This window comes from Neorhizobium alkalisoli (genome assembly GCF_007829835.1).
Taxonomy (GTDB): Bacteria; Pseudomonadota; Alphaproteobacteria; order Rhizobiales; family Rhizobiaceae; genus Neorhizobium.
The window spans coordinates 52238-78101 of sequence record NZ_VIWP01000003.1 but is presented as its reverse complement, the minus strand read 5'-3'; the positions used below and the strand labels follow the sequence as shown (position 1 = coordinate 78101).

Here is a 25864-nt window from a genome sequence, read left to right as displayed (position 1 = left end):
CGCATCGTGAACCAAGGAGGCGTTATGGCGAAGTCCGTTGCACCCGGCCGGCCCAACCAGTTCCTGCGCAATCTCAATTCGAAGATTGCCTGCATTCCGATGATGCTGACGGCACTCGTCATCTTCCTCGGCGGCACGGTCTGGACGGTCATCTATTCCTTCACCAATTCCAAGCTTCTGCCGCGAGCAACGTTTGTCGGCTTCGACCAGTATGAGCGGCTTTGGGCAGCGTCGCGCTGGATCATCTCGATCCAGAATCTGGCGATCTATGGCGTGCTTTGCCTGATCTTCAGCCTTTTGATCGGCTTCGTGCTGGCGGCACTGATGGACCAAAAAATCCGCTTCGAAAACACGTTTCGCACCATCTTTCTCTATCCGTTCGCGCTTTCCTTCATCGTCACCGGCCTTGTCTGGCAATGGGTGCTGAACCCGGAATATGGCGTGCAGGGCGTGGTGCGGTCGCTTGGCTGGGAAAGTTTTACCTTCGATCCGCTCTATACGCCTGAAATCGTCATCTACGGCATCCTGATCGCCGGCCTCTGGCAGGGAACGGGGCTTGTCATGTGCTTGATGCTCGCCGGCCTGCGCGGCATAGACGAGGACATCTGGAAGGCGGCGCGGGTCGACGGCATTCCGATGTGGAAGACCTATATTTTCATCGTCATCCCGATGATGCGCCCGGTCTTCATCACCACGCTGGTTCTGATCGCCAGCGGCATCGTCAAGCTCTACGACCTCGTTGTCGCCCAGACGAGTGGCGGCCCCGGCAACGCCTCCGAAGTGCCTGCCAAATATGTCTACGACTACATGTTCCAGGCCCAGAATCTCGGCCAGGGCTTTGCGGCCTCGACGATGATGCTGCTGACGGTGGCGATCATCGTCGTTCCCTGGGCCTATCTCGAATTCGGAGGGCGCAAGCGTGTCTGATACCTCGACCCTCAACGCGACTACGGCCGGCATCGATGCGATGTCGCCGGAGCTGAAAGTCCGATCCAGCCTCAATCCCGGCCCGAGAGGGCGCCGGCCGAAGCGGGTGCTGTCGCGGCGAAACATCTTTCTCTACGGCATTCTTGGCCTTGCGGCACTCTATTACCTGCTGCCGCTCTATGTGATGGTCGTAACCTCGCTGAAGGGCATGCCTGAAATCCGGCTCGGCAATATCTTTTCGCCGCCTGTCGAAATCACCTTCGAGCCCTGGGTGAAAGCCTGGGCTCAAGCCTGCACCGGGCTGAATTGCGATGGTCTTTCGCGCGGCTTCTGGAATTCGGTGCGGATTCTCGTGCCCTCCGTCGTCGTCTCCATCCTTGTCGCCTCGGTCAGCGGTTATGCGCTTGCCAACTGGCGGTTCAAGGGATCGGAACTGTTCTTCTCGATCCTGATCGTCGGCGCCTTCATTCCCTATCAGGTGATGATCTATCCGATCGTCATCATCCTGCGCGAACTCGGCATTTACGGCACGCTGACCGGCCTCGTCATCGTCCACACGATCTTCGGCATGCCGATCCTGACGCTTTTGTTCCGCAACTATTTCGCCTCGCTGCCGGAAGAACTGTTCAAGGCGGCACGCATCGACGGGGCGGGGTTCTGGCAGATCTATGGGCGGATCATGCTGCCCATGTCGCTGCCGATCTTCGTGGTCGCGATGATCCTGCAGGTGACCGGCATCTGGAACGACTTTCTGTTCGGCGTCGTCTTCACCCGGCCCGACACCTATCCGATGACCGTGCAGCTCAACAACATCGTCAACTCCGTCCAGGGGGTGAAGGAATACAATGTCAACATGGCCGCGACGCTGCTCACCGGCGCCGTGCCGCTGATCGTCTATTTCGTTTCCGGCAGGCTTTTCGTCCGTGGCATCGCCGCCGGCGCAGTAAAGGGGTAAGCCAAAATGACCGACCTCTCGAGTTTCGCCAATCGTGCGAGCAGCGTTTCGATCCGCGACTTGTCTCTGTCCTTCGGGGCGGTGACGGTTCTGGAAAACCTCAATCTCGATATCCGCGACGGGGAGTTTCTTGTCCTTCTCGGCTCGTCCGGCTGCGGCAAGTCCACGCTGCTCAATTGCATCGCAGGACTTCTGGAGCCGACCGATGGCCAGATCTTCATCAAGGACAGGAATGTCACCTGGGAGGAACCGAAGGACCGCGGTATCGGCATGGTGTTCCAGTCCTATGCGCTTTATCCGCAGATGACGGTGGAAAAGAACCTGTCCTTCGGTCTCCGGGTCGCGGGTCTCGCGAAGGACGAGATCGACCGGAGAGTGGCTCGCGCGGCCGGCATTCTGCAGATCGAACCGCTCCTCAACCGCAAGCCGGCAGCCCTTTCCGGCGGCCAGCGGCAGCGTGTGGCGATCGGCCGGGCGCTGGTGCGGGATGTCGATGTCTTTCTGTTCGACGAACCGCTGTCCAATCTCGATGCCAAGCTGCGCTCCGAATTGCGTGTTGAAATCAAGCGGCTGCATCAGTCGCTGAAGAACACGATGATCTACGTCACCCATGACCAGATCGAGGCGCTGACTCTTGCGGACCGGATCGCGATCATGAAAAGCGGCGTGATCCAGCAGCTCGACGATCCAATGACCATCTACAACCGCCCGAAGAACAAGTTCGTCGCCGGCTTCATCGGCTCACCTTCGATGAATTTTCTCAAGGGCGAGCTGGTCGACGAGGGTGGCCATATCGCGTTCCGCACCAATGGCGTCAGCTTTTCGCTCGATGGCTATCAGGCTTCGGAAGCGCTTGCCGCGGGGCGGAAGGTCATCCTCGGATTGCGGCCGGAGCATGTGAAGGTCGACAGCGATATCGGCCATGGTGAAACACATGAGGCGGTCGTCGATATCGAGGAGCCGATGGGGGCCGACAATCTCCTCTGGCTGAAACATGCCGGCCATACGCTTTCGGTTCGTATCGGCGGCGAGAGGCGCTACGCGGTCGGCACAAAAGTCCGGCTCGGGTTCGACATGAGCATGGCATCGCTTTTCGATGCCGTGAGCGAAGAGCGTATTTGAGAGTGAGTTTTTTCCGATGACCTTTATCGACCTTACCGGTTCTTGGAACCTGTCGTCGAAAGACGGCGCGCATCGGACTTCGATGCCGATCCCCGGTGATGTGCATACGGCGCTGAAACAGGCCGGCATCATTCCAGATCCCTATGTCGGCCGCAATGAAAACGACGTGCAATGGGTGGCGCAGGGCGATTGGGTGATCGAACGGCGTTTTTCGGTCGATGACCTAGATGGCTCCTGGTATCTCGACATCACCTATCTCGATACGGTTGCGACCGTTTTCGTCAACGATATCGAGGTTTTGGCCGCGGACAATTGCTTTCGCCGTTACCGGCCGGATGTGACGAAGGTGCTGAAGAGCGGCGAGAATGTCATCCGCATTCTCTTCCATTCCAGCATTGTCGAAGGGGCGGAGCGGCAGGCGCGACAGCCCTTCTACATTCCCTATTCGACGACCAATAGTCCGATCCCGAACGGCAACATGCTGCGCAAGCCGCAAAGCCATTTCGGCTGGGACTGGAATATCGCCATCGCACCGCTCGGTCTTTATGGCGATATCGCCTTGAAGCGGCTCGATGTGGCGCGGATCGAGCATGTCGTCACCGAGCAGAGACATGCCGGCGATGCAGTCGATCTGACTGTCACCGTAACGCTTCATGCCGAGGGGCAGGGTGTGGTGCCGGTTTACGTGTCACTCGGCGAAGAACGTCTGCGGCTGGATCTCGGCGTAAAGGCCGGCGAAAACACGCTGGCGCATGTCTTCCATGTCGAAAATCCGAAACTCTGGTGGCCGGCGGGCAGCGGCGAACAATCGCTTTATGCCCTGACGATCGAGACGCCGGATGAAACGGTGACACGCCAGATCGGTCTTCGCACCGCCGAGCTCCTGACCGACAAGGATGAGGCGGGCAGCCGTTTTGCCTTCCGCATCAACGGCCGGGAAATCTTCTGCCGCGGCGCCAACTGGATCCCGGCGGACGCGCTGTTTTCATTGTCGAGCCGGCAAAAGACCGAGGATCTCCTGCGGTCCGCCGTCGAAGCGAACATGAACATGATCCGCGTCTGGGGCGGCGGTTTTTACGAAGCGGACTGGTTTTACGATCTCTGCGACCGGCTCGGGCTGATGGTCTGGCAGGATTTTCAGTTCGCCTGCAATCTCTATCCCTCGACGCCGGACTTTCTGGAGAATGTCGCGGCCGAGGTGGATTATCAGGTGCGGCGGCTGTCCTCGCATCCCTCCATCGTTTTGTGGTGCGGCGATAACGAACTGGTGGGCGCGCTCACCTGGTTTCCGGAATCGCGGGGTAACCGAGACCGTTATCTCGTTTCTTATGACCGGCTCAATCACATGATCGAGCGCGCCTTCAAGGCATCAGCACCCGGCGCCCTCTGGTGGCCGTCGAGCCCGGCTTCGGGTTATCTCGATTACGGCGATGCCTGGCACGCGGATGGATCCGGTGACATGCACTATTGGTCGGTCTGGCACGAGAACAAGCCGTTTTCCGACTACCGGTCGGTCAAGCCGCGCTTCTGCTCCGAATTCGGATTTCAGTCCTACACGTCGCTGCCCGTGATCGAGACCTATGCGGCGGAGAAGGATTTCAACATCGCGTCGCCGGTCATGGAGCATCACCAGAAGAATGCCGGAGGCAATGAGCGGATTGCGGGCACGATGTTCCGCAATTTCCGTTTCCCGAAGGATTTTGCCAATTTCGTCTATCTGAGCCAGGTGCAGCAGGGGCTGGCGATCAAGACGGCGGTGGATTTCTGGCGATCGCTAAAACCCCATTGCATGGGCACGCTCTACTGGCAGCTCAACGACACCTGGCCGGTCGCGTCGTGGTCGAGCCTCGATTACGGCGGCAGCTGGAAGGTCTTGCATTACCTGGCCCGGCGCTTTTTCCAGCCAGTATCAGTTGCGGCTATTCCATCGGAGGATGGGAGCGAGATCCGGTTTTCGCTGGTCAATGATACGGCCGAGGATGTCTCGGTGACACTCGACATCTCAGTTGTCGATCTTGGCGGACGGCGCAAGGACACGATGCGCGTCGAAGCGGTCTGCGGACCGGATGCCGCCGTAACTGCTCTGACCATGCCGATGAATACGGTTGCTGCCGACACGATCCTTGCCTGGACGTTTGTCGCCTCGAACGGTATGCGCGGCGAGGGGAATCTTCCGGTCTCCACCTACAAGGCGCTCGAACTTCGTCCATCGGGCCTGCAGCTCTCCGTGTCTTCGACTGGTGACGGCTCGTTCGAGCTTTCCGTTGCCGCGACAGGGCTGGCGCTTTTCGTGCTGATCGAGACCGACATCGCCGGCCGCTATTCCGACAACGCTTTCGATCTCGCCTCCGGCGAAACCCGCATCCTGCGCTTCACGCCCGCCGTGCCGCAGGAGGCGATCCCGGATTTTCGCATCTACGACCTCTACAGCTGCCAGGCGGCAGCCTGATCTCATTCAAAGGAAAGGACAGGTCCATGACCAATCTCGGTTTTCAGCTTTACAGCGCCCGCAATTTCCCGCCGCTCTCGGATGTTCTGAAGGTCGTCGCCCGCAATGGGTATAAATCGGTCGAAGGTTATGGCGGGCTTTACGCGACGCTGGACGAGGCGGGCCTGAAGGCAATGCGAGCGGATCTTGACGCAAACGGACTTTCCATGCCGACCGGGCATTTTGGCATCGATCTTCTCGAGAAGGAGGCTGATCAGGCCCTGCTCATCGCAAAGACACTCGGCATCAATGCCATCTATTGCCCGCACCTCGTCGCCGACCAGAGACCGAGTGATGCGGCCGGATGGTTCGCTTTCGGCCAACGTCTGGCGGAGGCCGGCAAGCGGTATCAGGATGCCGGCTATATCTTTGGCTGGCACAATCACGATTTCGAATTCGTCACGCTTGCCGATGGTTCGACACCGCAGGAGCAAATCTTTGCCGGCGGCCCGGATCTTTCCTGGGAAATGGACGTCGCCTGGGTGGTGCGTGGTGGTGCTGACCCCTTCGGCTGGATCGAGAGCTACGGCAAGCGGATCTCGGCAGTCCACATCAAGGATATCGCGCCGGCCGGCGAAAACACCGACGAGGATGGCTGGGCCGATGTCGGCCATGGAACCGTGCCGTGGAAGGATCTGATGGCCGCCTTGCGCAAGACGTCGGCGAAATATTTCGTCCTTGAACACGACAACCCGAAGGATATCGAGCGCCTTGCCAGCCGTTCGATGGCATCCTTCAATACCTACTGAAAACAATCACATCTGACTGGAGAGGTTTCCATGCCAAAGGAACTCGGCGTCGGCATCATGGGATGCGGCAATATTTCGACCACCTATTTCAAGCTCGCGCCGCTTTTCAAAGGGTTGAAAGTCCTGGCCTGCGCGGACCTCAATGCTGATGCGGCAACCGCGCGTGCGAAGGAATATGGGGTCAAGGCGCAATCCGTGACTGAACTCCTGAAAAACGACGAGCTCGACGTGATCGTCAACCTGACGATCCCGGCGGCGCATTTTGCCGTCTCGAAGGCGATCCTGACCGCCGGCAAACATGTTTATTCGGAAAAGCCGCTGACGATCTCGCTTGCGGAAGGCAAGGAGCTGGCGGCTCTTGCCAAGCAGAAGGGCCTTTCCGTCGGCTGCGCGCCCGACACGTTCATGGGCGGGGCGCATCAGCTGGCCCGCAAATACATCGATGAAGGCGGTGTCGGGCAGATCACCTCCGGCACATGCCACGTGATGAGCCCCGGCATGGAAATGTGGCACCCCAATCCTGGTTTCTTCTTCCAGGAAGGCGGCGGCCCGGTTCTCGATCTCGGCCCTTATTATATCGCCAATCTCATCAACCTCATCGGTCCGGTAAAACGGGTCGCGGCACTGGCGACGATGGCGACGGAAACCCGCACGATCACCAGCGAGCCCCTGTTCGGCCAGACGATCCAGGTCGAGACGCCGACCAATATCCACGCCCTCCTGGAATTCGTCAGCGGCGCGACGATCACGCTTTCCGCCAGCTGGGATGTCTGGTCGCACCGGCATGCCAATATGGAACTCTACGGCACGGAAGGCTCGATTTACGTGCCCGACCCGAATTTCTTTGGTGGTGTGGTCGAGGCCAGCGGCCGCAACAAGGATATCCAGCCGCTTGAGAACTGGGATCATCCGTTCGGCAAATCCAATCAGGAGAGCCCGCAGGGGCCGCGCGCCAATTACCGCACGGCCGGGCTTGCAGACATGGCGATGGCGCTGATCGAAGGGCGTGACGCGCGGTGCTCGCTCGACCGGGCACTGCACGGCATCGACGTCATGACCTCGATCCTGAAATCGGGTGAGGAAGGAAAATTCATCGAGATGACGACCACCTGCAGCAAGCCGGCGGCGCTTGGCATCGACGAAGCGCTGGCACTTCTGCGCTGAACGAGTATCAATGCGGCGCGCTACAGGATGTCGCGCAAAAGTGTGTCGCGGTTTTGCGAAAACGACATGCTAAAACAAAAGACTAAAGCGTATGGAGCGAATCCGAAGGATCGCGATACGCTTTAGGCGCGCCGCATATTTATAGGAGGAATTTTGACCATGACCTGGCAACCGGCGGAAAACCGCTACGAGAAGATGAAGTATAATCGCTGCGGCCATTCCGGCCTCAAACTTCCGGCGATCTCGCTTGGTCTCTGGCACAATTTCGGCGATGACACGCCGCATGACCGCAAGGTGGAGATTTGCCGCAAGGCTTTCGATCTCGGCATCACCCATTTCGACCTCGCCAACAATTATGGCCCAAAGCCTGGTAGCGCCGAACTCGCCTTCGGCCAGATTCTTCGCGAGGATTTCAAAGGCTATCGCGATGAGCTGATCATTTCATCCAAGGCCGGTTACAACATGTGGCCGGGTCCTTACGGTGAATGGGGCAGCCGCAAATATCTGATCGCGTCCTGCGACCAGAGCCTGAAGCGTATGGGCCTCGACTATGTCGATATCTTCTATTCCCACCGTTTTGACCCGGATACGCCGCTCGAGGAAACTTGTGGCGCGCTTGATCATATCGTTCGTTCGGGCAGGGCGCTTTATGTCGGCATTTCCTCCTACAATTCGAAGCGAAGCCGCGAGGCTGCCGCGATCCTGAAGGACCTCGGCACGCCGATCCTGATCCACCAGCCGAGCTATTCGATGATCAATCGCTGGGTCGAGGAAGACGGTCTTCTCGATGCGCTGGACGATCTCGGCATCGGCTCGATCGTTTTTTCGCCGCTGGCACAGGGCATGCTGACCTCAAAATATCTCGGCGGAATTCCGGAAGACAGCCGCGCCGCACAGGGCAAGTCGCTGCGCCCGGCCTTCCTCAACGACAAGAACGTCGAAAACCTGCTTCGGCTCAATGCGATTGCCGAGCGGCGCGGCCAGACGCTGGCGCAGATGGCGCTTGCCTGGGTTCTGCGTGGTGGCCGCGTCACCACGGCGCTGATCGGCGCAAGCCGCGCTGCGCAGGTCGAGGATTGCGTCAAGGCGCTGGAAAAGCCGGATTTCACCGCCGAGGAGCTGGCGGAGATCGATGTTCACGCCAAGGAGGCCGATATCAACATCTGGGCTGCATCTGCTGAACGGGAAGGTCCGGCGCGGAATAAGTAGGTGCAGCGGATTTGCCCCTCACCCTAACCCTCTCCCCGCATGCGGGGAGAGGGGACTTGCTCAGTGCAAGGTCGGTGGGCAGGTCATCTTCACGCTTTGAACTAGGAACGAGCGGGCGCGGCATACCCTTCTCCCCGCATGCGGGGAGAAGGTGGCGGTAGCCGGATGAGGGGCGCCGGCGCCGCGTATCACACACACAGAGGAAGCCCGGGGAGAGGCTGGCCTATCTGTTTCATTCGGGAGGAGAGAAACATGATCCGCAATCCGATCCTGCCGGGTTTCAACCCGGATCCATCGATCTGCCGCGTCGGCGAGGACTATTACATCGCCACCTCGACCTTCGAATGGTATCCCGGCGTGCAGATCCACCATTCGCGCGATCTCGTCAACTGGACGCTGGTGCGCCGGCCGCTGGAGCGGGCAAGCCAGCTCGACATGCGCGGCAATCCCGACAGTTGCGGTATATGGGCACCCTGCCTGTCCTTCGCGGACGGTCTGTTCTATCTCGTCTACACCGACGTCAAACGATATGACGGGAATTTCAAGGATGCCCATAATTACATCGTCACGTCGCCGACGATCGAGGGCGAGTGGTCCGATCCGGTCTATGTGAATTCTTCGGGCTTCGATCCGTCCTTGTTCCATGACGATGACGGGAAAAAGTGGTTTCTCAACATGCAGTGGAACCACCGGACCGAAAGTTATGGCGGCGCCCCGAAACACCCGGCCTTTGACGGTATCTTGCTGCAGGAATGGGATCCGGTGGCCAAGGAGCTGGTTGGGCCAATCCGCAATATCTTTGCCGGCAGCTCGCTCGGGCTTGTCGAAGGCCCGCATCTCTTCAAGCGCAATGGCTGGTATTATCTGACGACCGCCGAGGGCGGCACAGGCTACGACCATGCGGTGACCATGGCCCGGTCGCGGCAGATCGAGGGGCCTTACGAGATGCACCCGCAGACGCATCTGATCACCTCGAAGGATCATCCGACAGCGGTTCTGCAGCGGGCAGGGCATGGCCAATATGTCGAGACGTCGGAGGGTGAGGTCTATCACACGCATCTCTGCAGCCGGCCGCTTGCGCCGAGCCGGCGCTCACCGCTCGGCCGTGAGACAGCGCTGCAAAAATGTATCTGGGAGGATGACTGGCTTTATCTCGCCCAGGGCGGTGTCGTGCCGGATGTCGAGGTTCCGGCGCCATCGGGCGGATTTCCTGTAGAAAAGCCGAAGCGTTTGGAAACCTTGTTCGAAGGGCCGGATCTGCCGACCGAGTTTCAGTGGCTGCGCACACCTTTGCCCGAACGGATTTTCAGCCTTCAGGCACGACCGGGGCATCTGCGGCTTTATGGGCGCGAAAGCATAGGCTCATGGTTCGAGCAGTCGCTGGTGGCGCGACGGCAGGAGCATCATGCATTCCGGGCTGAGACCATCGTCGATTTCGAGCCGGAGACCTATCAGCAGGCGGCGGGCCTGACGCATTATTATAACCGCCACAAGTTTCACGCGGCCGTCGTCACCCTGCATGAAAAGCTCGGGCGGGTCGTCACCGTCTTTTCCTGCCCCGGCGATTTCCCGCATGCACGGATGATCTTTCCGGCGGGAAGCGGGGTTTCAGTTGCAGACGGACCGGTGCATCTGGCGATGCAGGTGACGGATAACGACCTGCAATTTTATTGGCGCGACGGCGGATCCAATGATTGGCAGGAACTCGGGCCGGTTCTGGATGCCAGCGTCATTTCTGACGAAGGCGGCCGCGGCGAGCATGGATCCTTCACCGGCGCCTTTGTCGGCATGTTTGCCTTCGACACGTCGGGCCGCGCAAAATATGCGGATTTCGGCGGGTTTTCCTATGAAGAGATTCGCTGAAGGGCGGCATTCGGAAATGCTAATCATTAAATTCTTGTTATGAAGTTAGACCGGCAAACCATTCTTATCATTACATATATTTAATCTTGAATTCATTGGGCGTTCATCGCGGGCGCCCTAGTTTCCTCCCGTGTTCAATACGAGGAAACAGTCATGAAGAAGATTTTTCTTGCCCTTATCGCTGCAACCGTCATCGGCGCCCCGATGGCGCAGGCGCAGGATTTCCGCCATGGTCCGGATCGTCACCGCACGGTGACCGTTGAGAAGAAGAGGGTCGTCACCACTCATCGCTGGACCAAGGGCCACCGCATGTCGCCGGCCGAGCGTCGCCGCATGGCGGAGGTGCGGGATTACCGTCGTTACCGCCTGTCGGCTCCGCCGCGCGGTTACCACTGGGTTCGCGCCGACAACCAGTTCCTGCTGGTCGGTATCACCTCCGGCATCATCTCCAGCATCATCGCCGGCCGCTAAGATCTAAAGACAAAAAAAATCCCGCCGAGGTTCAAAGCCTCGGCGGGATTTTTCATTCGCAGGGTGTGTGATCAGGCACCCTTTGAAAGGCAATCGTTGAGGTTTTTGGCGATGCCGCGCATCATCTCGAAATAGAGATCCGGGCCTTCCTTCAGCGCGCCGGCTTCCGGATCAAGCACGCCGGACTTCGCCTTGGAACCTTCCGTCACGACCTTGACCAGTTTCGGCTCGAACTGCGGTTCGGCAAAAACGCAGGTTGCGCCGAGCTCTTCGACCTTCTGGTGGATTTCCTTGACGCGTTCGGCGCCGGGCATGGTTTCCGGGCTGACGGTGATCGAGCCTGCCACCTTCACGCCATAGCGGTGCTCGAAATACTGGTAGGCGTCGTGGAAGACGATGAACGGCTTGTTCTGGACCGGCGCAAGCGTGGTCTTCAGCTCGCCATCCAGCGCTTCGATCTTCTTGATCAGGGCGGCGCCATTGGCCTGATAGGCGGCGGCATGTTCCGGATCGGCCTGGACGAGACGCTTTTCGATCTCGATCGCCATGGCCTTGGCATTCATCGGGTCGAGCCAGAGATGGACGTCATTGCCGTCGTGATCGTGATCGCCGTCATCATGCGCTTCTTCGGCGCCGGCAGCATGGTCATGACCTTCTTCTTCGGCTTCCGGTTCGAAAACGCCGCCCTCGCGGAATTTCAGCTTGGTCAGGCCCGGCGCGTCTTCCAGTGTGACGACATTGGCGTTCGAACCCAGCGCCTCAAGAGGCTTTTCGAGGAAGGATTCCATGCCGTGGCCGATCCAGAAGATCAGGTCGGCTTTCTGCAGTGCCGCGGCATTCGAGGGCTTCATATTGTAGGTGTGCGGCGAGGCGGCGCCTTCGACGATCAGTTTCGGCTCGGCCACGCCCTGCATGATCGAGGCCACCAGCGAATGGATCGGCTTGATCGACACGACCACATTCGGGGTTGCCGCATAGGCACTCGGAGCGCCGATCAGCGCGGCGGATGAGAGGAGCAGGGCGGCGACGAATTTCATGGGAGGCTTCCTTGTTTTGAAATGTAATGTTATTACATCAATTGCGTTATGCTATAACGTGTGCCATGAGGGCTGACAACAGGATTTTTGAAAAACATGGCGATGAGCAATCGTGTTGCGACCGCGCCCGGCGGCGATCAGCTTGTGTCCCTGAACGGGGCCGGCATTCGTCGCGATGGCCGGTGGCTGGTACGGGGCGTGGATCTTTCGATCATACGCGGCGAGGTCGTGACGCTGATCGGGCCGAATGGCGCCGGCAAGTCAACGACGGCCAAAATGGCGGTCGGCGTGCTGAAGGCCGATGAAGGGTCAGTCGTGCGCAAAAACGGTCTGAGGATCGGGTATGTGCCGCAAAAGCTGTCGATCGACTGGACCATGCCGCTTTCGGTGCGCCGGCTGATGCGGCTGACGAGCCCGCTCGACAACAAGGATATTCTATCCGCGCTCGAGGCGACCGGCATTCCGCATCTGATCGATGCCGAGGTGCGGCATCTCTCCGGCGGCGAATTCCAGCGGGCGCTGCTTGCCCGCGCGATCGCCCGCAAGCCGGATCTGCTGGTGCTCGACGAGCCGGTGCAGGGTGTCGATTTTGCCGGCGAGGCGGCGCTTTATGCCCTGATCCGTGAAATTCGCCATTCCACCGGCTGCGGCATCCTGATGATTTCCCATGACCTGCATATGGTCATGGCCGGCACGGATACCGTGATCTGCCTCAACGGCCATGTCTGCTGCCGCGGCACGCCGGAAACGGTGAGCCAGAGCGCCGATTACGCAAAGCTCTTCGGCGGCGCATCGCAGCAGCTGGCGGTCTACAGCCATCATCATGACCATACGCATCTGCCGGATGGACGGGTGCAGCACAAGGATGGCTCGGTCACCGACCATTGCCACCCGGATGATGGACACCATCATGATCACAATGGTCATGCGCATAGCCATGGTGAGGATCACCACCACGATCATGACCATCACCATGATCACCCGCATGAGCATGCCGGCCACCATCATCATGCCGATGCCCACGAAAAGACCGGGGTGAACAGCCGTGCTTGACGATTTTTTCATTCGCGCACTGGTCGCTGGTGTTGGTGTTGCCCTGACGGCAGGGCCGCTTGGCTGTTTCGTTGTCTGGCGGCGCATGGCCTATTTCGGGGACACGATGGCGCATTCGGCGCTGCTCGGCGTGGCGCTTTCGCTGTTTTTCGGCGTCAATCTTCTGGTTTCCGTCTTTGGTGTCGCCGTTCTCGTGGCGATCCTGCTGCTTCTCCTGCAGCGGCGGCAGTCGCTTTCGGCGGATGCGCTGCTCGGCATCCTGTCCCATTCGGCGCTGGCGATCGGCCTTGTGCTCGTCGCCTTCATGAGCTGGGTCCGTATCGACCTGATCGCCTTTCTGTTCGGTGATATTCTGGCCGTCACTCGCTCGGATATCGCGCTGATCTGGGGTGGCGGCATTGTCGTGCTGGCCGCCGTTGCGTGGCTCTGGAGGCCGCTGGTCGCCTCGACCGTCAGCGAGGATGTGGCGGAGGCGGAGGGCATGCATCCGGGTCGCACGCGGCTGTTCTTCATGCTCTTGATGGCGCTGGTGATCGCAATTGCCATGAAGATCGTCGGCATCATGCTGATCACCGCCTTGCTGATCATCCCGGCTGCGACTGCAAGGCGGTTTTCGGCAAGCCCGGAATGGATGGCAGTGTTTTCGGCGCTGATCGGTGCTGCAGCCGTTATCGGCGGTCTTTTCGGTTCGCTGACCTATGATACGCCGTCCGGCCCTTCCATCGTGGTCGCTGCGTTACTACTTTTCATCGTGAGCCTGTTGCCCGCCTTCGGGAAAAGCCCCGCCGGGCAGGCTGGAAACAAGGGAGTGCGATCATGAACGCACCGGTATCGTCGCCCGCATTGACCAAGAACCAGACGCTCGTCTTCGATGTGCTGGACCGTTCCGAAGCGCCGATGAGCGCCTATACGATCCTCGACAAGCTGCGCGACCACGGTTTTCGAGCGCCGCTGCAGGTCTATCGCGCGCTCGACAAGCTGACCGAGTTCGGCATGGTGCACCGGCTGGAAAGTCTCAACGCCTTTGTTGCCTGCGCGCATCGGGAAAGCTCCTGCTGCGGAGCCGGCCACGGCCATGGCACGGTCGCCTTTGCGATCTGCGAAAGCTGCAGTCAGGTGATGGAATTTCATGATCACGCCGTCGATCACCGTCTCGGCGACTGGGCCAAGTCGAAAGGCTTCAAGCCGTCGAAAACGACGATCGAGATCCGCGGCCTCTGCCAGACCTGCGCCGCCTGAGACAGGGCGGAATACTGTACCGCGCATTTGCTGCGCGGTACAAAAATACCTCAAAGAGGTTTGAGGTCGCGCGAAAAGCGCTTCCAGTTTTCGATATATCGCAGAGCCGAATCCTTCAGCCGCGCGACGGCCTCATCATCCAGCGTGCGGATGGCCTTTGCGGGTGAGCCGACGATCAGCGAATTGTCGGGAAATTCCTTGCCTTCCGTGACGAGCGCATTGGCGCCGACCAGGCAGTTCTTTCCGATCTTGGCGCCATTGAGGATGGTCGCGCCCATGCCGATCAGCGAATTGTCACCGATCTCGCAGCCGTGGACGATGGCGTGATGGCCGATCGTGCAATCGATGCCTATGGTGACGGGAAAGCGCGGATCCGTGTGGATCATCACGCCTTCCTGAATATTGGTGCGGTCTCCGATCGTGATCGGTTCGTTGTCGCCGCGCAGCGTGGCGCCGAACCAGATGCCGACATCCTCACCCAGCACGACCTTTCCGATGACATTGGCATCCGGCGCGACCCAGAAACGGTCGGCGGCGGGCAGGGTGGGTTTGAAATCCCCCAAAGCGTAAAGCGGCATTTCTCTTCCTCCCTGCCGGAATGTCAGGCGACGCTGAGCGACAGCTCGCCGACACCTTCGACGCCGCAGGTGATCTTGTCGCCCTTGACGATCGGGCCGACGCCGGCCGGCGTGCCGGTCATGATCACGTCGCCGGGTGCAAGAACAAACAGCTTCGACAGTTCGACGATGATTTCCGGCAGTTTCCAGATCATCTGGTCGAGATTGCCGGACTGTTTGCGCGATCCATTGACGTCGAGCCAGATCGCGCCGTTCTGCGGATGGCCGATCTTGGCAGCCGGGATGAGGGCGGAGACCGGGGCGGAATATTCGAACGCCTTTGCCACTTCCCAGGAGCGGCCCATCTTCTTCATCTGGTCCTGCAGGTCGCGGCGGGTGAAATCGATGCCGACGCCGTAGCCATAAACCTTCGACAGGGCATCTTCGAGGGCGATATCGCTGCCGCCGCCGGAAAGCGCCATGACCATCTCAACTTCGAAATGGACGCTGGAAGAAAGCGACGGGTAAGGGAAGGTGTCGCCGTTATAAAGGTTGTCGGCATTCTTCTGAAAAAAGAAGGGCGGCTCGCGCGACGGATCATGGCCCATCTCGATCGCATGGTCGGCATAGTTGCGACCGACGCAATAGACGCGGCGAACCGGGAACTGTTCGGTTTCTCCGGCAACATCGATAAGGACGGGTTCGGGGGCGGGGATGACGGTGGCGCGCATGAGAGGCATCCTGAACTGACTTGTGACGACCGGTGTTGTCCCTCAATTTTCCAGTCAATCCAAGCCCTTCATTTCCGCCGGGTGGAAAACTGGCAAAGAAATTCGGTTTGCTGTATGGAGACGGCCGAACCCAAGGAATTTCGAATGTATGCTGATGCGCTGAAACAGGGCCGCAAGATATTTGCCGTTGCACCGATGATCGACTGGACGGACCGGCATTGCCGCTTCCTGCATCGGCAGCTGTCTGGCCAGGCGCTGCTCTATACCGAAATGGTCGTGGCCGATGCGATCATTTTCGGGCCTCGCGAACGGCTGCTGTCCTATTCGCCAGCTGAACATCCCGTCGCGTTGCAGCTTGGCGGCTCGGATGCGGCAAAGCTTGTCGAAGCGGTTAAGATCGCGGCCGATTACGGGTATGACGAAATCAACCTCAATGTCGGCTGCCCGTCCGATCGCGTCCAGTCCGGCACTTTTGGTGCCTGCCTGATGCGCGATGCGGCGCATGTCGCGGATCTCGTTGCTGCGATGAAGGCTGTCTCGAATGTTCCCGTCACGGTAAAATGCCGGATCGGTGTCGATGACCAGGAACCGGAAACGGTTCTGCCGGATTTTTTGACCCGGATGATCGGGGCTGGCGCGGATGCGATCTGGATCCATGCGCGAAAGGCTTGGCTGCAAGGCCTGTCGCCGAAGGAAAACCGGGAAATTCCGCCACTCGATTATGATCTCGTTCACCGGATGAAGCGCGAGAACCCGGACGTCTTTCTCGGCATCAATGGCGGCATCACCGATCTGGAACAGGCTGCCTCGCACCTGGCCGTCATGGATGGCGTGATGGTGGGGCGCGCCGCCTATCATAATACCGGGCTGCTGGCCGGCGTGGATGGTTTGATCGAAGGTTCGAGTCCTGCAGAGGTTGCCACCTTCGATATCGACTGGCTTTCCCTGCGCGACACGATGATGGCTTACGCGGAAGAGGTCATGACGCGGGGCGGGCGGTTGAACCATGTCACGCGGCACATGGTCGGTCTGTTCCAAGGCTATGCCGGCGCGCGGCGTTTCCGGCAGATTCTGTCCAGCGAAGCGACAAAGCCAGGCGCCACGACAGCCGTCATCGAAGCGGCTTTTGCAGCGGTCGATCTGGAAAGCGGGCCCAAAGTGCAGGTGGAAGAGAAGCGGCTGGCTGGTTGAGCTGCGTTTCGACGGTGGGGTTCGTCAGTCGCGCTTTATCGTCATCAGCACCTGCCACATGTCGGCGCCGGTTTCGAACGCGGCGGCGTTGGCGGCAAAGGCCTGTTTCGCACCGAGCATGTCCGTTACTTCGGTCAGCATGTCGACGCCTTGATCACCCGACGATGTGACCGTCGCCGATACGCCGCCGGTCGCGACCGAAGAGAGGTTCGTCGTCTGCCGGGCATATCCTGGCGTGGTGGCATTGGCGATATTGTTTGCGGTCGCCGACAGGCGCGTTGTCTGGGCCTGCATGCCCGAAACCGAAATGCCGATCGCTGCCGAAATGCTCATGCCGAATGCCTCGTCCGAATGGATGGGCGAATTCTATTCGTCAGGCCTCAAGGAAGGATGAAGCGGCAGCGTTAAGCAATCCGGCAGGCTTGGAGAGTTTTGTGCCGGATCGGCTCACTTCACGCTGATCAGCGCCGTCCCGATGATCGCGATCGCCGCACCCGCCCAAGCAAGCGGCCGCGGCATCTTTCCGCTTCTTACCCATACCATCGGCAGGATCACCACCGGTGTCATCGAGGACAGAGTGGACACGAGGCCGACATTGCCGGTCTGCAGCGCTGCCATAAGCAGCGACATGCCGAGCGCCGTTCCGAAGAAGGATGCCGTTACGGCAAGGCCGAGATCACGCGGCTGCGGCCTCTCGTTGGATCGGACACCGGGCAGAGGCAATAACAGGATGGCCCAGAAAATCAGGGTAGCAAAACCCGCGCGCACGGCCATGGCGGCAAAAGGTTCGGCACCGGCGGCCATGGCCGGCCGGGCAAGCAGGCTGCCGACCGCCTGGCCAAGCGCTGTGATGATGCCGAGAGTGATACCGAGCGCTGATATGCGGTGAAGCGGCGGCAAGGGTTGTTCGATAGGCTCGGCATCCGCAAGCGGGATCATCGGTGCGGGCCTTCTGCGGCGAATGCCGATCGCGATGACGATGCCGATCAGCACGAGAACGACGCCAACACCCTGTTGCGCCGTGATCGTCTCGCCCAGGTCGAGATAACCGAGTGCCAGCGCAAACGGTGCGGCAAGCGAGAACAGCAATGCCGTGACGCGAGGGCCGACGGAATAGATCGCCGCGAAATAGGTGGTGCTGGCAATGACGATGCCGGCAATGCTTGAGCCGATCAACGCCTCGATCTGCCACATGTCGAGGGTTGCCCAGCCTCCGACGATCGTCGCTGCGATCGAGGTCATGATGAAGGAAGATGTCAGCTGCCAGCGGGCCAGCCGCAACAGCTGTACGCGGCCGTTCAATTCGTTGATGAACATCGAGCTCAAGGCGATGCAGACGGCCGAGCCGATTGCGAGCATTTCAGAAGCAAACATCGCCGATTCCCCGCTGTGGAATCGTGCTATCGCCAAAGCCTGGGCAGAAGGCAAGAGGACAAATCAGGGGCAGGGCGATCCGCCCCTGATTGTCTGGTGTCATGGCCCTGGCTTCTGGGACATGCTGCTTCAAAACCCCTCCGAAGCAGCCTGACGCAAAGCCAGCATCCTCAGAACACTGCCAGATATTTCAGAAGCGAGATGATGCCGATAATGATCACGATGATCTGCACGATCTGGCGCATGCGGCCATCGATCGGCAGACGCTGGACCAGATAGAGCACAAGGATGATGACGAGAAATGTGATCAGAATTCCGATCAGGACGGACGAGGCCATAATACCCACTCCTATGAGAGAATGCCTTTCGGCTACAAGGAGTTAACTAAGGCTGACACGTCCGAAGGAAAGGGGCGAGCAAAAAGATCGGTTGCATTTCGGCCGCCTCGTTCCATCCATAGGAAACAAGACCATTGGCGGCTTTCAAGTGTGCCGCCAAGTTTCAGGCATCGCTCAACTGGCGCAGCAGGATGTCGATCTCGGGGGCCTCGCGCGGCAATTCCGGCGGCTCGCCCTTCATCAGGTTGCGATCGTTCAAGGCATGCTGATACCAGTCTATCAGCGCCGCTGCGATGTCAGCCGCAGAATTGTCGGCCATATCGACGGAGTTCTCGACACACCAGGCTTCGAGAAACTTTTCCAAAAGCTCCAGATCGTCTGGTGTCAGGGCTACGTCGGATGACATGATTTGTTGCTGATGCATATGCACCTCACCAATGGGTCTGGTTTCCCCGAACAGCTTGATAAAAGATCGAGGAAAACGTTCATAGCAAAGCACTATACACGCAAAACCTGCTCAGAGCATGCTAATATATAATAAGGGATCATGATTTAGCCGTGAGGCAACAAGCGCGCCATCATGGCGTGCGACATTGGGTTGTTGAGCGATCCCTCTTGCGGGTCTCGGATTTACAACGTCGGGGAGAGCAAAAAGGTTCCCTCGCAAACCATTAGCCGGCTGGCAAACTGATGGTCCCGCTTTGAGGGATGGGGCAAAGGGCCTGGAAAAGGGTTCCAGAATATGTGCCTGAAGGCGGTCATCTGCCTGAATAAATGGGGCATACGAAGAGCTGAAGAGCTCAGCTGAGTCACGCTAATCCGAGAGATTGTGGCACTTTAGAACGCAAAATCTCCCCGAACAGGATCGGCGAGCCGGGATAGAACAAGGTGACTGTCAGCGCTGTTTAGCGCTGCGCTTTTTGGGTGCCTGCTCCGGGGTGACCTGGGCCATGCGAAGCGCACGCAGCTTTTCGGTCTTCTTTTCGCGGGCATCCACTTCCGCCGCCAGAATGTCGCGTACGACCGAATTGGTCTGGTCGGCCTTGGCCTGGGCGGAAAGCTTGGCGGGTTTGAAAAATTCGTCCTTGGTCGCTGTCATGTCTTCCTCCGTTGTTTTCGGGAATGCGGGCTGCGCGGCATGTGCCGCGCGGCCTGGACAGCAGTCATCAGCGAGCGCGCGTGGCGATCACTTTCTTCTTCGGCGCAGGCAGGAGGCCTTCGCGCTGCATCTGCTTGCGTGCGAGCTTGCGGGCGCGGCGGATTGCGTCGGCCTTTTCGCGGGCGCGCTTTTCCGACGGCTTTTCATAGGCGCTGCGCGCCTTCATTTCACGGAATACGCCTTCTCTCTGAAGCTTCTTCTTGAGAACGCGGAGTGCCTGTTCGACGTTGTTATCTCTGACTAGTACCTGCAAAATATCTCCTTAAATGGTTGGACGCGGCCGGATCGATCACGGCGACGCAAGGGGCGTCGGATGCGCGTTAAAGCGGTTTACCGACATAAGCCTTCGGAGTGAAGGGTAAAAACAAAAGGCCGGGCTTCGACCCGACCTTCCATCATCATCGCCTGAAACGTCCCAGTACCTCCGTGGTGACGTCCGGCAATGACAAAACCTTAAGCGGCCTGCAGGTTGTCAGCAGCGCTCTTGCCGGAACGCTTGTCCTGCACGATGTCGAACGTGACCTTCTGGCCTTCGGCCAGGCTGCGCATGCCAGCGCGTTCAACAGCCGAAATGTGGACGAATACGTCCTGGCCGCCGTTATCCGGCTGGATGAAGCCAAAGCCCTTGGTTCCGTTGAACCACTTTACAATACCCGTGTTCATGACGATTTCCTTTCAATCGTGTTAGGTGCCGGTCAAACGAACCGACGTAGATCGACGTTGAGAGGAGATCTGAAAGAGCCGTAGGCGCGTACAAAAGTCGCAAGCAAAGTTCGATAGTTTGAACATAGTGAAAATTAGAGACAAGACAAGGGTCGCGGAGAAATAAACCAAACCCAAGGTCGATAAAGGGCCGCCCGATGGGGCGACCCTCAACTTAAAGGCGAAAAATCTTACTCGGCTGCTTCGGCATAGTCCTCAAGCGGCGGGCAGGAGCAGACGAGGTTACGGTCGCCATAGACATTGTCGACACGGTTGACCGGCGACCAGTATTTGTCGACGCGGAAGGCGCCCGGCGGGTAGCAGGCCTGCTCGCGGGAGTAAGGACGATCCCATTCGCCGACGAGATCTTCCACCGTGTGGGGAGCGTTCTTCAGCGGATTGTTGGTCTTGTCCATCCGGCCATCCTCGATGGCGCGGGCTTCCTCGCGGATCGCCAGCATTGCCTCGCAGAAGCGATCCAGCTCGGCCTTGGTCTCCGATTCGGTCGGCTCGATCATCAGCGTGCCGGCAACCGGCCAGCTCATGGTCGGGGCGTGGAAACCGCAATCGATCAGGCGTTTTGCAACGTCATCGACCGTAACGCCGGCCGAAGCATTGAGCGGGCGCGTGTCGATAATGCATTCATGCGCGACGCGACCAGCTTCCGACTTGTAGAGCACGTCGTAGGCACCCTTGAGGCGGGCCGCGATATAGTTGGCGTTGAGGATCGCCACCTTGGTCGCCTGCGTCAGGCCTTCGCCGCCCATCATCAGGCAATAGGACCAGGAGATCGGCAGGATCGACGGCGAACCGAACGGAGCTGCCGAAACCGCGCCTTCACGACCGTCCCACTGGGGATGGCCAGGAAGATGCGCTGCCAGATGCGCTTTGACACCGATCGGGCCCATGCCGGGACCGCCGCCGCCATGCGGGATGCAGAAGGTCTTGTGCAGGTTCAAGTGCGACACGTCGGAGCCGATGTCACCGGGACGAGACAGGCCGACCATGGCGTTCATGTTGGCGCCGTCGAGATAGACCTGACCACCATGCTTGTGGGTGATGTCGCAGATCTCCTTCACCGTTTCCTCGAACACGCCATGCGTCGAAGGATAGGTGATCATGCAGCAGGAGAGGTTTGCCGCATGCTGTTCTGCCTTGGCGCGGAAATCTTCCAGATCGATATCGCCGTTGTCACGGACCTTCACGACCACGACCTTCATGCCGACCATCTGTGCCGAGGCCGGGTTGGTGCCGTGCGCCGAGGTCGGGATGAGGCAGACGTCGCGATGCGCATCGCCATTGGCGATGTGGTAATTGCGGATGGTCAGCAGGCCCGCATATTCGCCCTGTGCACCCGAATTCGGCTGCATAGAGAAGGCGTCGTAACCGGTGACCTGGCAAAGTTTTTGCGACAGGTCGTCGATCATTTCCTTGTAGCCAAGCGCCTGATCGGCGGGAACGAACGGATGGATATCCGAAAATTCCGGCCAGGTGATCGGCAGCATTTCCGCCGTGGCATTGAGCTTCATCGTGCAGGAGCCGAGCGGGATCATCGCCCGGTCGAGCGCGAGGTCGCGGTCGGACAGGCGGCGGATGTAACGGGTCATCTCGCTTTCGGCGCGGTTCATATGGAAGATCGGATGGGTCATATATTCCGATTTCCGCAGCAGCGCGTTCGGTAGGCGGTATTCGACGGCAAAGTCTGAAACCTTGAAGTCACCACCGAAGGCGCGCCAAACGGCCTCGAGTGTCACCGGACGGGTACGTTCGTCCAGCGACATGCCGATCTTCGTTTCGCCGATCTTGCGCAGGTTGACGCCTTCGGCGACGGCTGCGCGAAGAATGAGCCCCTGCATATGGCCGACTTCGACGGTGAACGTGTCGAAGAACGTGTCCGGCTCAATCTTGTAACCGAGCTTTTCCAGGCCCTTGGCCATCAGCACGGCCTTCTTGTGGACGGCCTGGGCAATTGCCTTCAGGCCCTGCGGGCCGTGGAAGACGCCGTACATCGAGGCCATGACGGCAAGCAGGACCTGCGCGGTGCAGATGTTCGACGTCGCCTTTTCGCGGCGGATATGCTGTTCGCGGGTCTGCAGCGACAGGCGATAGGCGCGGTTGCCGCGGGCATCGACAGAGACGCCGACGAGGCGGCCGGGCATGGCGCGCTTGTGGGCATCCTTGACGGCCATGTAAGCGGCATGCGGGCCACCGTAACCGACGGGGACGCCAAAACGCTGCGATGAGCCGATGGCGATATCGGCGCCCATTTCGCCGGGCGATTTCAGGAGCGTCAGAGCGAGAAGGTCAGCCGCGACGGCTGCGACGGCGCCGGTCTGGTGCAGGCGGGAAATCAAGCCGGTAAAGTCACGGACTTCGCCATGGGTGCCCGGATACTGGAAGATCGCGCCAAAAACGTCGACCGGATCGAGATCGGTCATCGGATCGCCGATGACGACGGTCCAGCCGAGCGGTGCGGCGCGGGTTTCGATGAGGGCAATCGTCTGCGGATGGCAGGCTGCATCGACGAAGAAGGCGGTTGCCTTGGACTTTGCCTGACGCTGGCAGAGCGCCATGGCTTCGGCGGCGGCCGTCGCTTCGTCGAGAAGCGAGGCGTTCGCGACGTCGAGGCCGGTCAGGTCGGAAATCATCGTCTGGAAGTTCAGGAGGGCTTCGAGGCGGCCCTGGCTGATTTCCGGCTGGTAGGGCGTGTAGGCCGTGTACCAGGCCGGGTTTTCCAGAATATTGCGCTGGATGACCGGCGGCGTCACGGTACCGTAATACCCCTGGCCGATCAGCGAAACGAGCGTCTGGTTCTTGTTGGCCGTCTCGCGCAGCTTGTCGAGCGCCTCGCGTTCGGTCAGCGCCGCACCCCAGGTCAGCGGGTTCTGCTGGCGGATTGAGGAGGGAACCGTGGCGTCGATCAGGGCATCGAGCGACTTGTAGCCGATGACCTTGAGCATGTCGGCCATTTCTGCCGGCGAGGGGCCGATATGGCGACGGTTGGCAAAGTCGTACGGATTGTAATCCGTGAAGTGGAAATCGGTTTGGTCGGACATCAGGCAATCAGGTCCTTGTAGGCGGCTTCGTCCATCAGGCTGTCGGCGTCTGCGGCATTCTTCAGCTTCAGCTTGAAGAACCAGGCGGCACCCTGCGGATCGGAATTGACGAGCGACGGGTCATCGACGATCGCCTGGTTGACTTCGGTGACTTCGCCATCGAGCGGCGCGTAGACATCCGACGCGGCCTTGACGCTTTCGACGGTGGCGGCATTGCCGTCCTTGGTCAGCTCTGCACCGATTTCCGGCAGTTCGACGAAAACCAGATCGCCGAGCTGGTCGGCGGCGTGCTGGGTAATGCCGACGGTGGCGATACCGTCTTCAAGCTTGAGCCATTCGTGTTCAGCGGTGAATTTCAACATCTTGTTCTCTCCGGAGGGCTTTTTAGCGTTTGTAGGTGGGGGTGATGAAGGGCAGGGCCGCGACGGTCATAGGCAGATATTTTCCGCGCACTTCCGCAAAGACCTGAGTACCGGCGGCGGCGTGGCTGACGGGCAGGTAGCCCATGGCAACCGGGCCCTCGACGGTTGGTCCGAACGTGCCGGAGGTGACTTCGCCGAGTTCACTCTTACCTTCCGCATCGGCATAAAGCTTTGCATGCGAACGCACCGGTGCCTTGCCTTCCGGCTTCAGGCCGACGCGGCGGCGGGTCGTGCCGTTCGCGAGTTCGCCGAGAATGCGGGCCGCACCCGGAAAGCCGCCTTCGCGGTCACCGCCAGCCTTGCGGGCCTTCTGCAGGGCCCATTCGAGCGAGGCTTCGATCGGCGATGTCGTGGTGTCGATGTCGTTTCCGTAGAGACACAGGCCGGCTTCGAGACGCAGCGAATCGCGGGCACCGAGGCCGATCGCCTCGCAATGCGGATCTTCGAGCAGTGCGCGGGCCACCTGTTCGGCCTTATCGGCGGGAACGGAAATTTCAAAACCGTCTTCACCGGAATAACCCGAGCGGGAGACGATGCAGGGAACGTCATGGAGGAGGGCGTCGCAGACATCCATGAACTTCATGTCGGTGACGTCGGGCCAGAGTTCGGCCAGAACCTCTTCTGCCCGCGGGCCCTGCAGGGCAAGAAGCGCACAGTCGTCGAGCAGGGTGACGTCGCACCCTTCAAGATTCGCCTTCATATGGGCGAGATCGGCATCCTTGCAGGCGGCGTTGACGACAACGAGAAGATGGTCGCCGCGATTGGTGATCATCAGGTCGTCGAGAATGCAGCCATTGGCGTCGGTGAAAAAGCCGTAGCGCTGGCGGCCTTCCTTGAGGCCCAAGATATCGACGGGAACCAGCTTTTCCAACGCGAGGGCAGCATCGGCATAAGCACCGGACTTCGCCTTCACGATCACCTGGCCCATATGCGAGACATCGAACAGGCCGGCGGATGCGCGGGTGTGAAGATGTTCCTTCATGACGCCAAGCGGATATTGCACCGGCATGTCATAACCCGCGAAAGGCACCATTTTTGCACCGAGAGACAGATGCAGCGCGTGCAGCGGTGTGGTCTTGAGAACTGTATGGTCGTCCAAACGACGCCTCCAGGTTTGGCGCGCCTGAAAAACAGGTCGCACGCCGGCTCAGATTAGGGCGCATAAATGCGCCGGTTTCGAGCCCCCTCTGTCCTTGTCGCCTGAGATTGTTATCCCTTCGGCGAGCCCCCATTACGGTTGCTTCTCTCCAGAGTTCCTGCGGCTACCCGTGGTCCTTTTGCCTGAGAGTTTCCGGGGCGGTTGCTCCTTCGGCACCGCATCGAAGCGGTTTCTCCCATCGGGTATGCGCTCCATTATCCGGCAAGACGGCGGTTTGACAAGAGGCCGATGTCGCAGTGAATGCTATTTTTGTCGCAAGTCACAAATGAGCCCTCCGAAGCACGCCCAAGCGCTTTTGCCACGCTTGGCAAATCGCAAGAATACGGAAATAGTCGGCGCTTGCGCGAACGGGAGGAAAGTCGCATGAAAAGATTTCTGGCGCTGGTCGTCTGTACCGCCTTCGCGCTGCCTGTCCTGCCGGAGGGGCCGGCCTTTTCGCAGGGCATGGCCGCTGGCGGCAAGATGAACATGGATATGGGCGGTTCCGCGCCTACGGGTAGCGCCGAAGTCACGGCCGGCACGCTTGTCATCAGCAAGGCCTATGCGAAGGCGATGCTGCCGGGCCAGCCGGTTGGTGGCGCCTATCTGACGATCACCAATAACGGCAAGGCCGATGACGAGCTTATGTCGGTATCTTCTCCCGTCGCAGGTGCGGTGGAGCTGCACGAGATGGCGATGCAGGGCGAGGTGATGAAGATGCGCAAGCTCGACAAGGGCATTGCCATCCCGGCCGGCAAGTCGGTGGAGCTGTCACCCGGCGGACTGCACATGATGTTCACCAAGGTCAAACAGCCGTTCAAGCAGGGTGAGACTGTTGCCGTCACGCTGACCTTCGCCAAGGCCGGCAATGTCGAGATCGCACTTCCCGTCAGCGGTCTGTCGCCGAAATAACGGCGGA

Annotated in this window: 27 protein-coding genes and 1 riboswitch; of the genes, 14 read left to right on the top strand and 13 right to left on the bottom strand. The window is 59.7% G+C overall.

Annotation, left to right across the window (positions count from 1 at the left end; genetic code table 11):
* The first annotated feature begins 24 nt into the window (after window positions 1-24).
* The 9 genes from FHW37_RS11230 (at window position 25) to FHW37_RS11190 (ending at window position 10948) form a co-directional block, all read left to right on the top strand.
* On the top strand, window positions 25-927 hold the full coding sequence (locus FHW37_RS11230) for a carbohydrate ABC transporter permease (RefSeq protein ID WP_145636268.1): 903 nt from the start codon (window positions 25-27) through the stop codon (window positions 925-927).
* Window positions 920-1882 (top strand): carbohydrate ABC transporter permease, encoded by a 963-nt coding sequence (locus FHW37_RS11225; protein WP_145636266.1) that lies wholly within the window; start codon window positions 920-922, stop codon window positions 1880-1882. Before FHW37_RS11230 ends, FHW37_RS11225 begins: the two co-directional genes overlap by 8 nt.
* Window positions 1883-1888: 6 nt before the next feature.
* Window positions 1889-3004, top strand: coding sequence for an ABC transporter ATP-binding protein (locus FHW37_RS11220; protein ID WP_145636263.1), 1116 nt, complete (start codon window positions 1889-1891; stop codon window positions 3002-3004).
* Between the two features lie 16 nt (window positions 3005-3020).
* Complete coding sequence (locus FHW37_RS11215) at window positions 3021-5453, top strand: beta-mannosidase (protein WP_145636261.1); 2433 nt, start codon at window positions 3021-3023, stop codon at window positions 5451-5453.
* A 26-nt stretch (window positions 5454-5479) separates the two neighbouring features.
* Window positions 5480-6241: a sugar phosphate isomerase/epimerase family protein gene (locus FHW37_RS11210; protein ID WP_145636259.1), complete on the top strand. Its 762-nt coding sequence runs from the start codon at window positions 5480-5482 to the stop codon at window positions 6239-6241.
* Between the two features lie 30 nt (window positions 6242-6271).
* Window positions 6272-7405 (top strand): Gfo/Idh/MocA family protein, encoded by a 1134-nt coding sequence (locus FHW37_RS11205; protein WP_145636257.1) that lies wholly within the window; start codon window positions 6272-6274, stop codon window positions 7403-7405.
* 159 nt (window positions 7406-7564) lie between these two features.
* Window positions 7565-8614 (top strand): L-glyceraldehyde 3-phosphate reductase, encoded by a 1050-nt coding sequence (gene mgrA, locus FHW37_RS11200; protein WP_145636255.1) that lies wholly within the window; start codon window positions 7565-7567, stop codon window positions 8612-8614.
* Window positions 8615-8866: 252 nt separating this feature from the next.
* Window positions 8867-10477, top strand: a complete 1611-nt coding sequence (locus tag FHW37_RS11195) for a glycoside hydrolase family 43 protein (protein ID WP_145636253.1) — start codon at window positions 8867-8869, stop codon at window positions 10475-10477.
* A gap of 153 nt (window positions 10478-10630) precedes the next feature.
* Window positions 10631-10948 carry an RcnB family protein gene (locus FHW37_RS11190; protein ID WP_145636251.1) on the top strand — a complete coding sequence of 106 codons (318 nt, stop codon included), beginning with the start codon at window positions 10631-10633 and terminating at the stop codon, window positions 10946-10948.
* 71 nt (window positions 10949-11019) lie between these two features.
* Here FHW37_RS11190 and znuA read toward each other — a convergent pair whose 3' ends face one another.
* Entirely contained in the window at window positions 11020-11985 is a 966-nt protein-coding gene (gene znuA, locus FHW37_RS11185; protein WP_145636248.1) for a zinc ABC transporter substrate-binding protein ZnuA, read from the bottom strand.
* A gap of 102 nt (window positions 11986-12087) precedes the next feature.
* Here znuA and FHW37_RS11180 point away from each other — a divergent pair, with 102 nt between their 5' ends.
* Genes FHW37_RS11180 through FHW37_RS11170 form a run of 3 tightly spaced genes read left to right on the top strand, consistent with a single transcriptional unit; the run spans window position 12088 to window position 14277 of the window.
* Window positions 12088-13038, top strand: a complete 951-nt coding sequence (locus tag FHW37_RS11180; protein WP_210249295.1) for an ATP-binding cassette domain-containing protein — start codon at window positions 12088-12090, stop codon at window positions 13036-13038.
* The gene (gene znuB, locus FHW37_RS11175; protein ID WP_145636244.1) at window positions 13031-13858 is read left to right on the top strand and encodes a zinc ABC transporter permease subunit ZnuB; all 828 of its coding nucleotides are present in this window, start codon (window positions 13031-13033) and stop codon (window positions 13856-13858) included. Before FHW37_RS11180 ends, znuB begins: the two co-directional genes overlap by 8 nt.
* Window positions 13855-14277 (top strand): Fur family transcriptional regulator, encoded by a 423-nt coding sequence (locus FHW37_RS11170; RefSeq protein WP_145636242.1) that lies wholly within the window; start codon window positions 13855-13857, stop codon window positions 14275-14277. Before znuB ends, FHW37_RS11170 begins: the two co-directional genes overlap by 4 nt.
* Window positions 14278-14327: 50 nt before the next feature.
* Here FHW37_RS11170 and FHW37_RS11165 read toward each other — a convergent pair whose 3' ends face one another.
* Together FHW37_RS11165 and FHW37_RS11160 are read right to left on the bottom strand one after the other, a co-directional pair.
* The gene (locus tag FHW37_RS11165; protein ID WP_145636241.1) at window positions 14328-14855 is read right to left on the bottom strand and encodes a gamma carbonic anhydrase family protein; all 528 of its coding nucleotides are present in this window, start codon (window positions 14853-14855) and stop codon (window positions 14328-14330) included.
* A 23-nt stretch (window positions 14856-14878) separates the two neighbouring features.
* On the bottom strand, window positions 14879-15565 hold the full coding sequence (locus tag FHW37_RS11160; protein WP_145636239.1) for a fumarylacetoacetate hydrolase family protein: 687 nt from the start codon (window positions 15563-15565) through the stop codon (window positions 14879-14881).
* 144 nt (window positions 15566-15709) lie between these two features.
* On the opposite strand from FHW37_RS11160, the gene dusA reads away from it, so the two are divergent.
* Window positions 15710-16756, top strand: a complete 1047-nt coding sequence (gene dusA / locus FHW37_RS11155; protein WP_145636236.1) for a tRNA dihydrouridine(20/20a) synthase DusA — start codon at window positions 15710-15712, stop codon at window positions 16754-16756.
* 24 nt (window positions 16757-16780) lie between these two features.
* Here dusA and FHW37_RS11150 read toward each other — a convergent pair whose 3' ends face one another.
* The 10 genes from FHW37_RS11150 to gcvT all read right to left on the bottom strand — a co-directional run bounded on the left by FHW37_RS11150 (window position 16781) and on the right by gcvT (window position 24906).
* Window positions 16781-17089, bottom strand: a complete 309-nt coding sequence (locus tag FHW37_RS11150) for a flagellar basal body protein (RefSeq protein ID WP_145636235.1) — start codon at window positions 17087-17089, stop codon at window positions 16781-16783.
* A gap of 114 nt (window positions 17090-17203) precedes the next feature.
* Window positions 17204-18130, bottom strand: coding sequence for a DMT family transporter (locus tag FHW37_RS11145; RefSeq protein ID WP_145636234.1), 927 nt, complete (start codon window positions 18128-18130; stop codon window positions 17204-17206).
* Window positions 18131-18300: 170 nt separating this feature from the next.
* Entirely contained in the window at window positions 18301-18468 is a 168-nt protein-coding gene (locus FHW37_RS11140) for a Thivi_2564 family membrane protein (RefSeq protein WP_145636233.1), read from the bottom strand.
* Window positions 18469-18631: 163 nt separating this feature from the next.
* Window positions 18632-18874, bottom strand: a complete 243-nt coding sequence (locus FHW37_RS11135) for a hypothetical protein (RefSeq protein WP_145636232.1) — start codon at window positions 18872-18874, stop codon at window positions 18632-18634.
* 489 nt (window positions 18875-19363) lie between these two features.
* On the bottom strand, window positions 19364-19567 hold the full coding sequence (locus FHW37_RS11130) for a hypothetical protein (RefSeq protein ID WP_145636230.1): 204 nt from the start codon (window positions 19565-19567) through the stop codon (window positions 19364-19366).
* 67 nt (window positions 19568-19634) lie between these two features.
* Entirely contained in the window at window positions 19635-19880 is a 246-nt protein-coding gene (rpsU, locus tag FHW37_RS11125; protein ID WP_145636229.1) for a 30S ribosomal protein S21, read from the bottom strand.
* Window positions 19881-20080: 200 nt separating this feature from the next.
* A complete protein-coding gene (locus FHW37_RS11120) occupies window positions 20081-20290 on the bottom strand; it encodes a cold-shock protein (RefSeq protein ID WP_145636226.1) in 210 nt (69 codons plus the stop codon).
* A gap of 230 nt (window positions 20291-20520) precedes the next feature.
* Window positions 20521-23385, bottom strand: a complete 2865-nt coding sequence (gene gcvP / locus FHW37_RS11115; RefSeq protein WP_145636224.1) for an aminomethyl-transferring glycine dehydrogenase — start codon at window positions 23383-23385, stop codon at window positions 20521-20523.
* A complete protein-coding gene (gcvH, locus tag FHW37_RS11110) occupies window positions 23385-23747 on the bottom strand; it encodes a glycine cleavage system protein GcvH (protein ID WP_145636223.1) in 363 nt (120 codons plus the stop codon). The genes gcvP and gcvH overlap by 1 nt, the downstream gene beginning before the upstream one ends.
* Before the next feature lie 22 nt (window positions 23748-23769).
* Window positions 23770-24906: a glycine cleavage system aminomethyltransferase GcvT gene (gene gcvT / locus FHW37_RS11105; RefSeq protein WP_145636221.1), complete on the bottom strand. Its 1137-nt coding sequence runs from the start codon at window positions 24904-24906 to the stop codon at window positions 23770-23772.
* A gap of 160 nt (window positions 24907-25066) precedes the next feature.
* Window positions 25067-25155, bottom strand: a riboswitch (glycine riboswitch).
* A 174-nt stretch (window positions 25156-25329) separates the two neighbouring features.
* On the opposite strand from gcvT, the gene FHW37_RS34060 reads away from it, so the two are divergent.
* Complete coding sequence (locus tag FHW37_RS34060) at window positions 25330-25857, top strand: copper chaperone PCu(A)C (RefSeq protein WP_348642836.1); 528 nt, start codon at window positions 25330-25332, stop codon at window positions 25855-25857.
* Window positions 25858-25864: the final 7 nt, after the last annotated feature.

Coding starts and splice junctions, on each gene's coding strand:
- FHW37_RS11220 (WP_145636263.1), top strand. CDS start 1,889: ATGACCGACCTCTCGAGTTTCGCCAATCGTGCGAGCAGCGTTTCGATC.
- FHW37_RS11190 (WP_145636251.1), top strand. CDS start 10,631: ATGAAGAAGATTTTTCTTGCCCTTATCGCTGCAACCGTCATCGGCGCC.
- FHW37_RS11230 (WP_145636268.1), top strand. CDS start 25: ATGGCGAAGTCCGTTGCACCCGGCCGGCCCAACCAGTTCCTGCGCAAT.
- FHW37_RS11150 (WP_145636235.1), bottom strand. CDS start 17,089: ATGAGCATTTCGGCAGCGATCGGCATTTCGGTTTCGGGCATGCAGGCC.
- dusA (WP_145636236.1), top strand. CDS start 15,710: ATGTATGCTGATGCGCTGAAACAGGGCCGCAAGATATTTGCCGTTGCA.
- FHW37_RS11120 (WP_145636226.1), bottom strand. CDS start 20,290: ATGAACACGGGTATTGTAAAGTGGTTCAACGGAACCAAGGGCTTTGGC.
- gcvP (WP_145636224.1), bottom strand. CDS start 23,385: ATGTCCGACCAAACCGATTTCCACTTCACGGATTACAATCCGTACGAC.
- FHW37_RS11165 (WP_145636241.1), bottom strand. CDS start 14,855: ATGCCGCTTTACGCTTTGGGGGATTTCAAACCCACCCTGCCCGCCGCC.
- FHW37_RS11180 (WP_210249295.1), top strand. CDS start 12,088: ATGAGCAATCGTGTTGCGACCGCGCCCGGCGGCGATCAGCTTGTGTCC.
- FHW37_RS11140 (WP_145636233.1), bottom strand. CDS start 18,468: ATGGCCTCGTCCGTCCTGATCGGAATTCTGATCACATTTCTCGTCATC.
- FHW37_RS11160 (WP_145636239.1), bottom strand. CDS start 15,565: ATGCGCGCCACCGTCATCCCCGCCCCCGAACCCGTCCTTATCGATGTT.
- FHW37_RS11130 (WP_145636230.1), bottom strand. CDS start 19,567: ATGACAGCGACCAAGGACGAATTTTTCAAACCCGCCAAGCTTTCCGCC.
- FHW37_RS11205 (WP_145636257.1), top strand. CDS start 6,272: ATGCCAAAGGAACTCGGCGTCGGCATCATGGGATGCGGCAATATTTCG.
- FHW37_RS11195 (WP_145636253.1), top strand. CDS start 8,867: ATGATCCGCAATCCGATCCTGCCGGGTTTCAACCCGGATCCATCGATC.
- mgrA (WP_145636255.1), top strand. CDS start 7,565: ATGACCTGGCAACCGGCGGAAAACCGCTACGAGAAGATGAAGTATAAT.
- FHW37_RS11135 (WP_145636232.1), bottom strand. CDS start 18,874: ATGTCATCCGACGTAGCCCTGACACCAGACGATCTGGAGCTTTTGGAA.
- FHW37_RS11215 (WP_145636261.1), top strand. CDS start 3,021: ATGACCTTTATCGACCTTACCGGTTCTTGGAACCTGTCGTCGAAAGAC.
- gcvH (WP_145636223.1), bottom strand. CDS start 23,747: ATGTTGAAATTCACCGCTGAACACGAATGGCTCAAGCTTGAAGACGGT.
- FHW37_RS11145 (WP_145636234.1), bottom strand. CDS start 18,130: ATGTTTGCTTCTGAAATGCTCGCAATCGGCTCGGCCGTCTGCATCGCC.
- znuA (WP_145636248.1), bottom strand. CDS start 11,985: ATGAAATTCGTCGCCGCCCTGCTCCTCTCATCCGCCGCGCTGATCGGC.
- FHW37_RS11210 (WP_145636259.1), top strand. CDS start 5,480: ATGACCAATCTCGGTTTTCAGCTTTACAGCGCCCGCAATTTCCCGCCG.
- FHW37_RS11170 (WP_145636242.1), top strand. CDS start 13,855: ATGAACGCACCGGTATCGTCGCCCGCATTGACCAAGAACCAGACGCTC.
- FHW37_RS34060 (WP_348642836.1), top strand. CDS start 25,330: ATGAAAAGATTTCTGGCGCTGGTCGTCTGTACCGCCTTCGCGCTGCCT.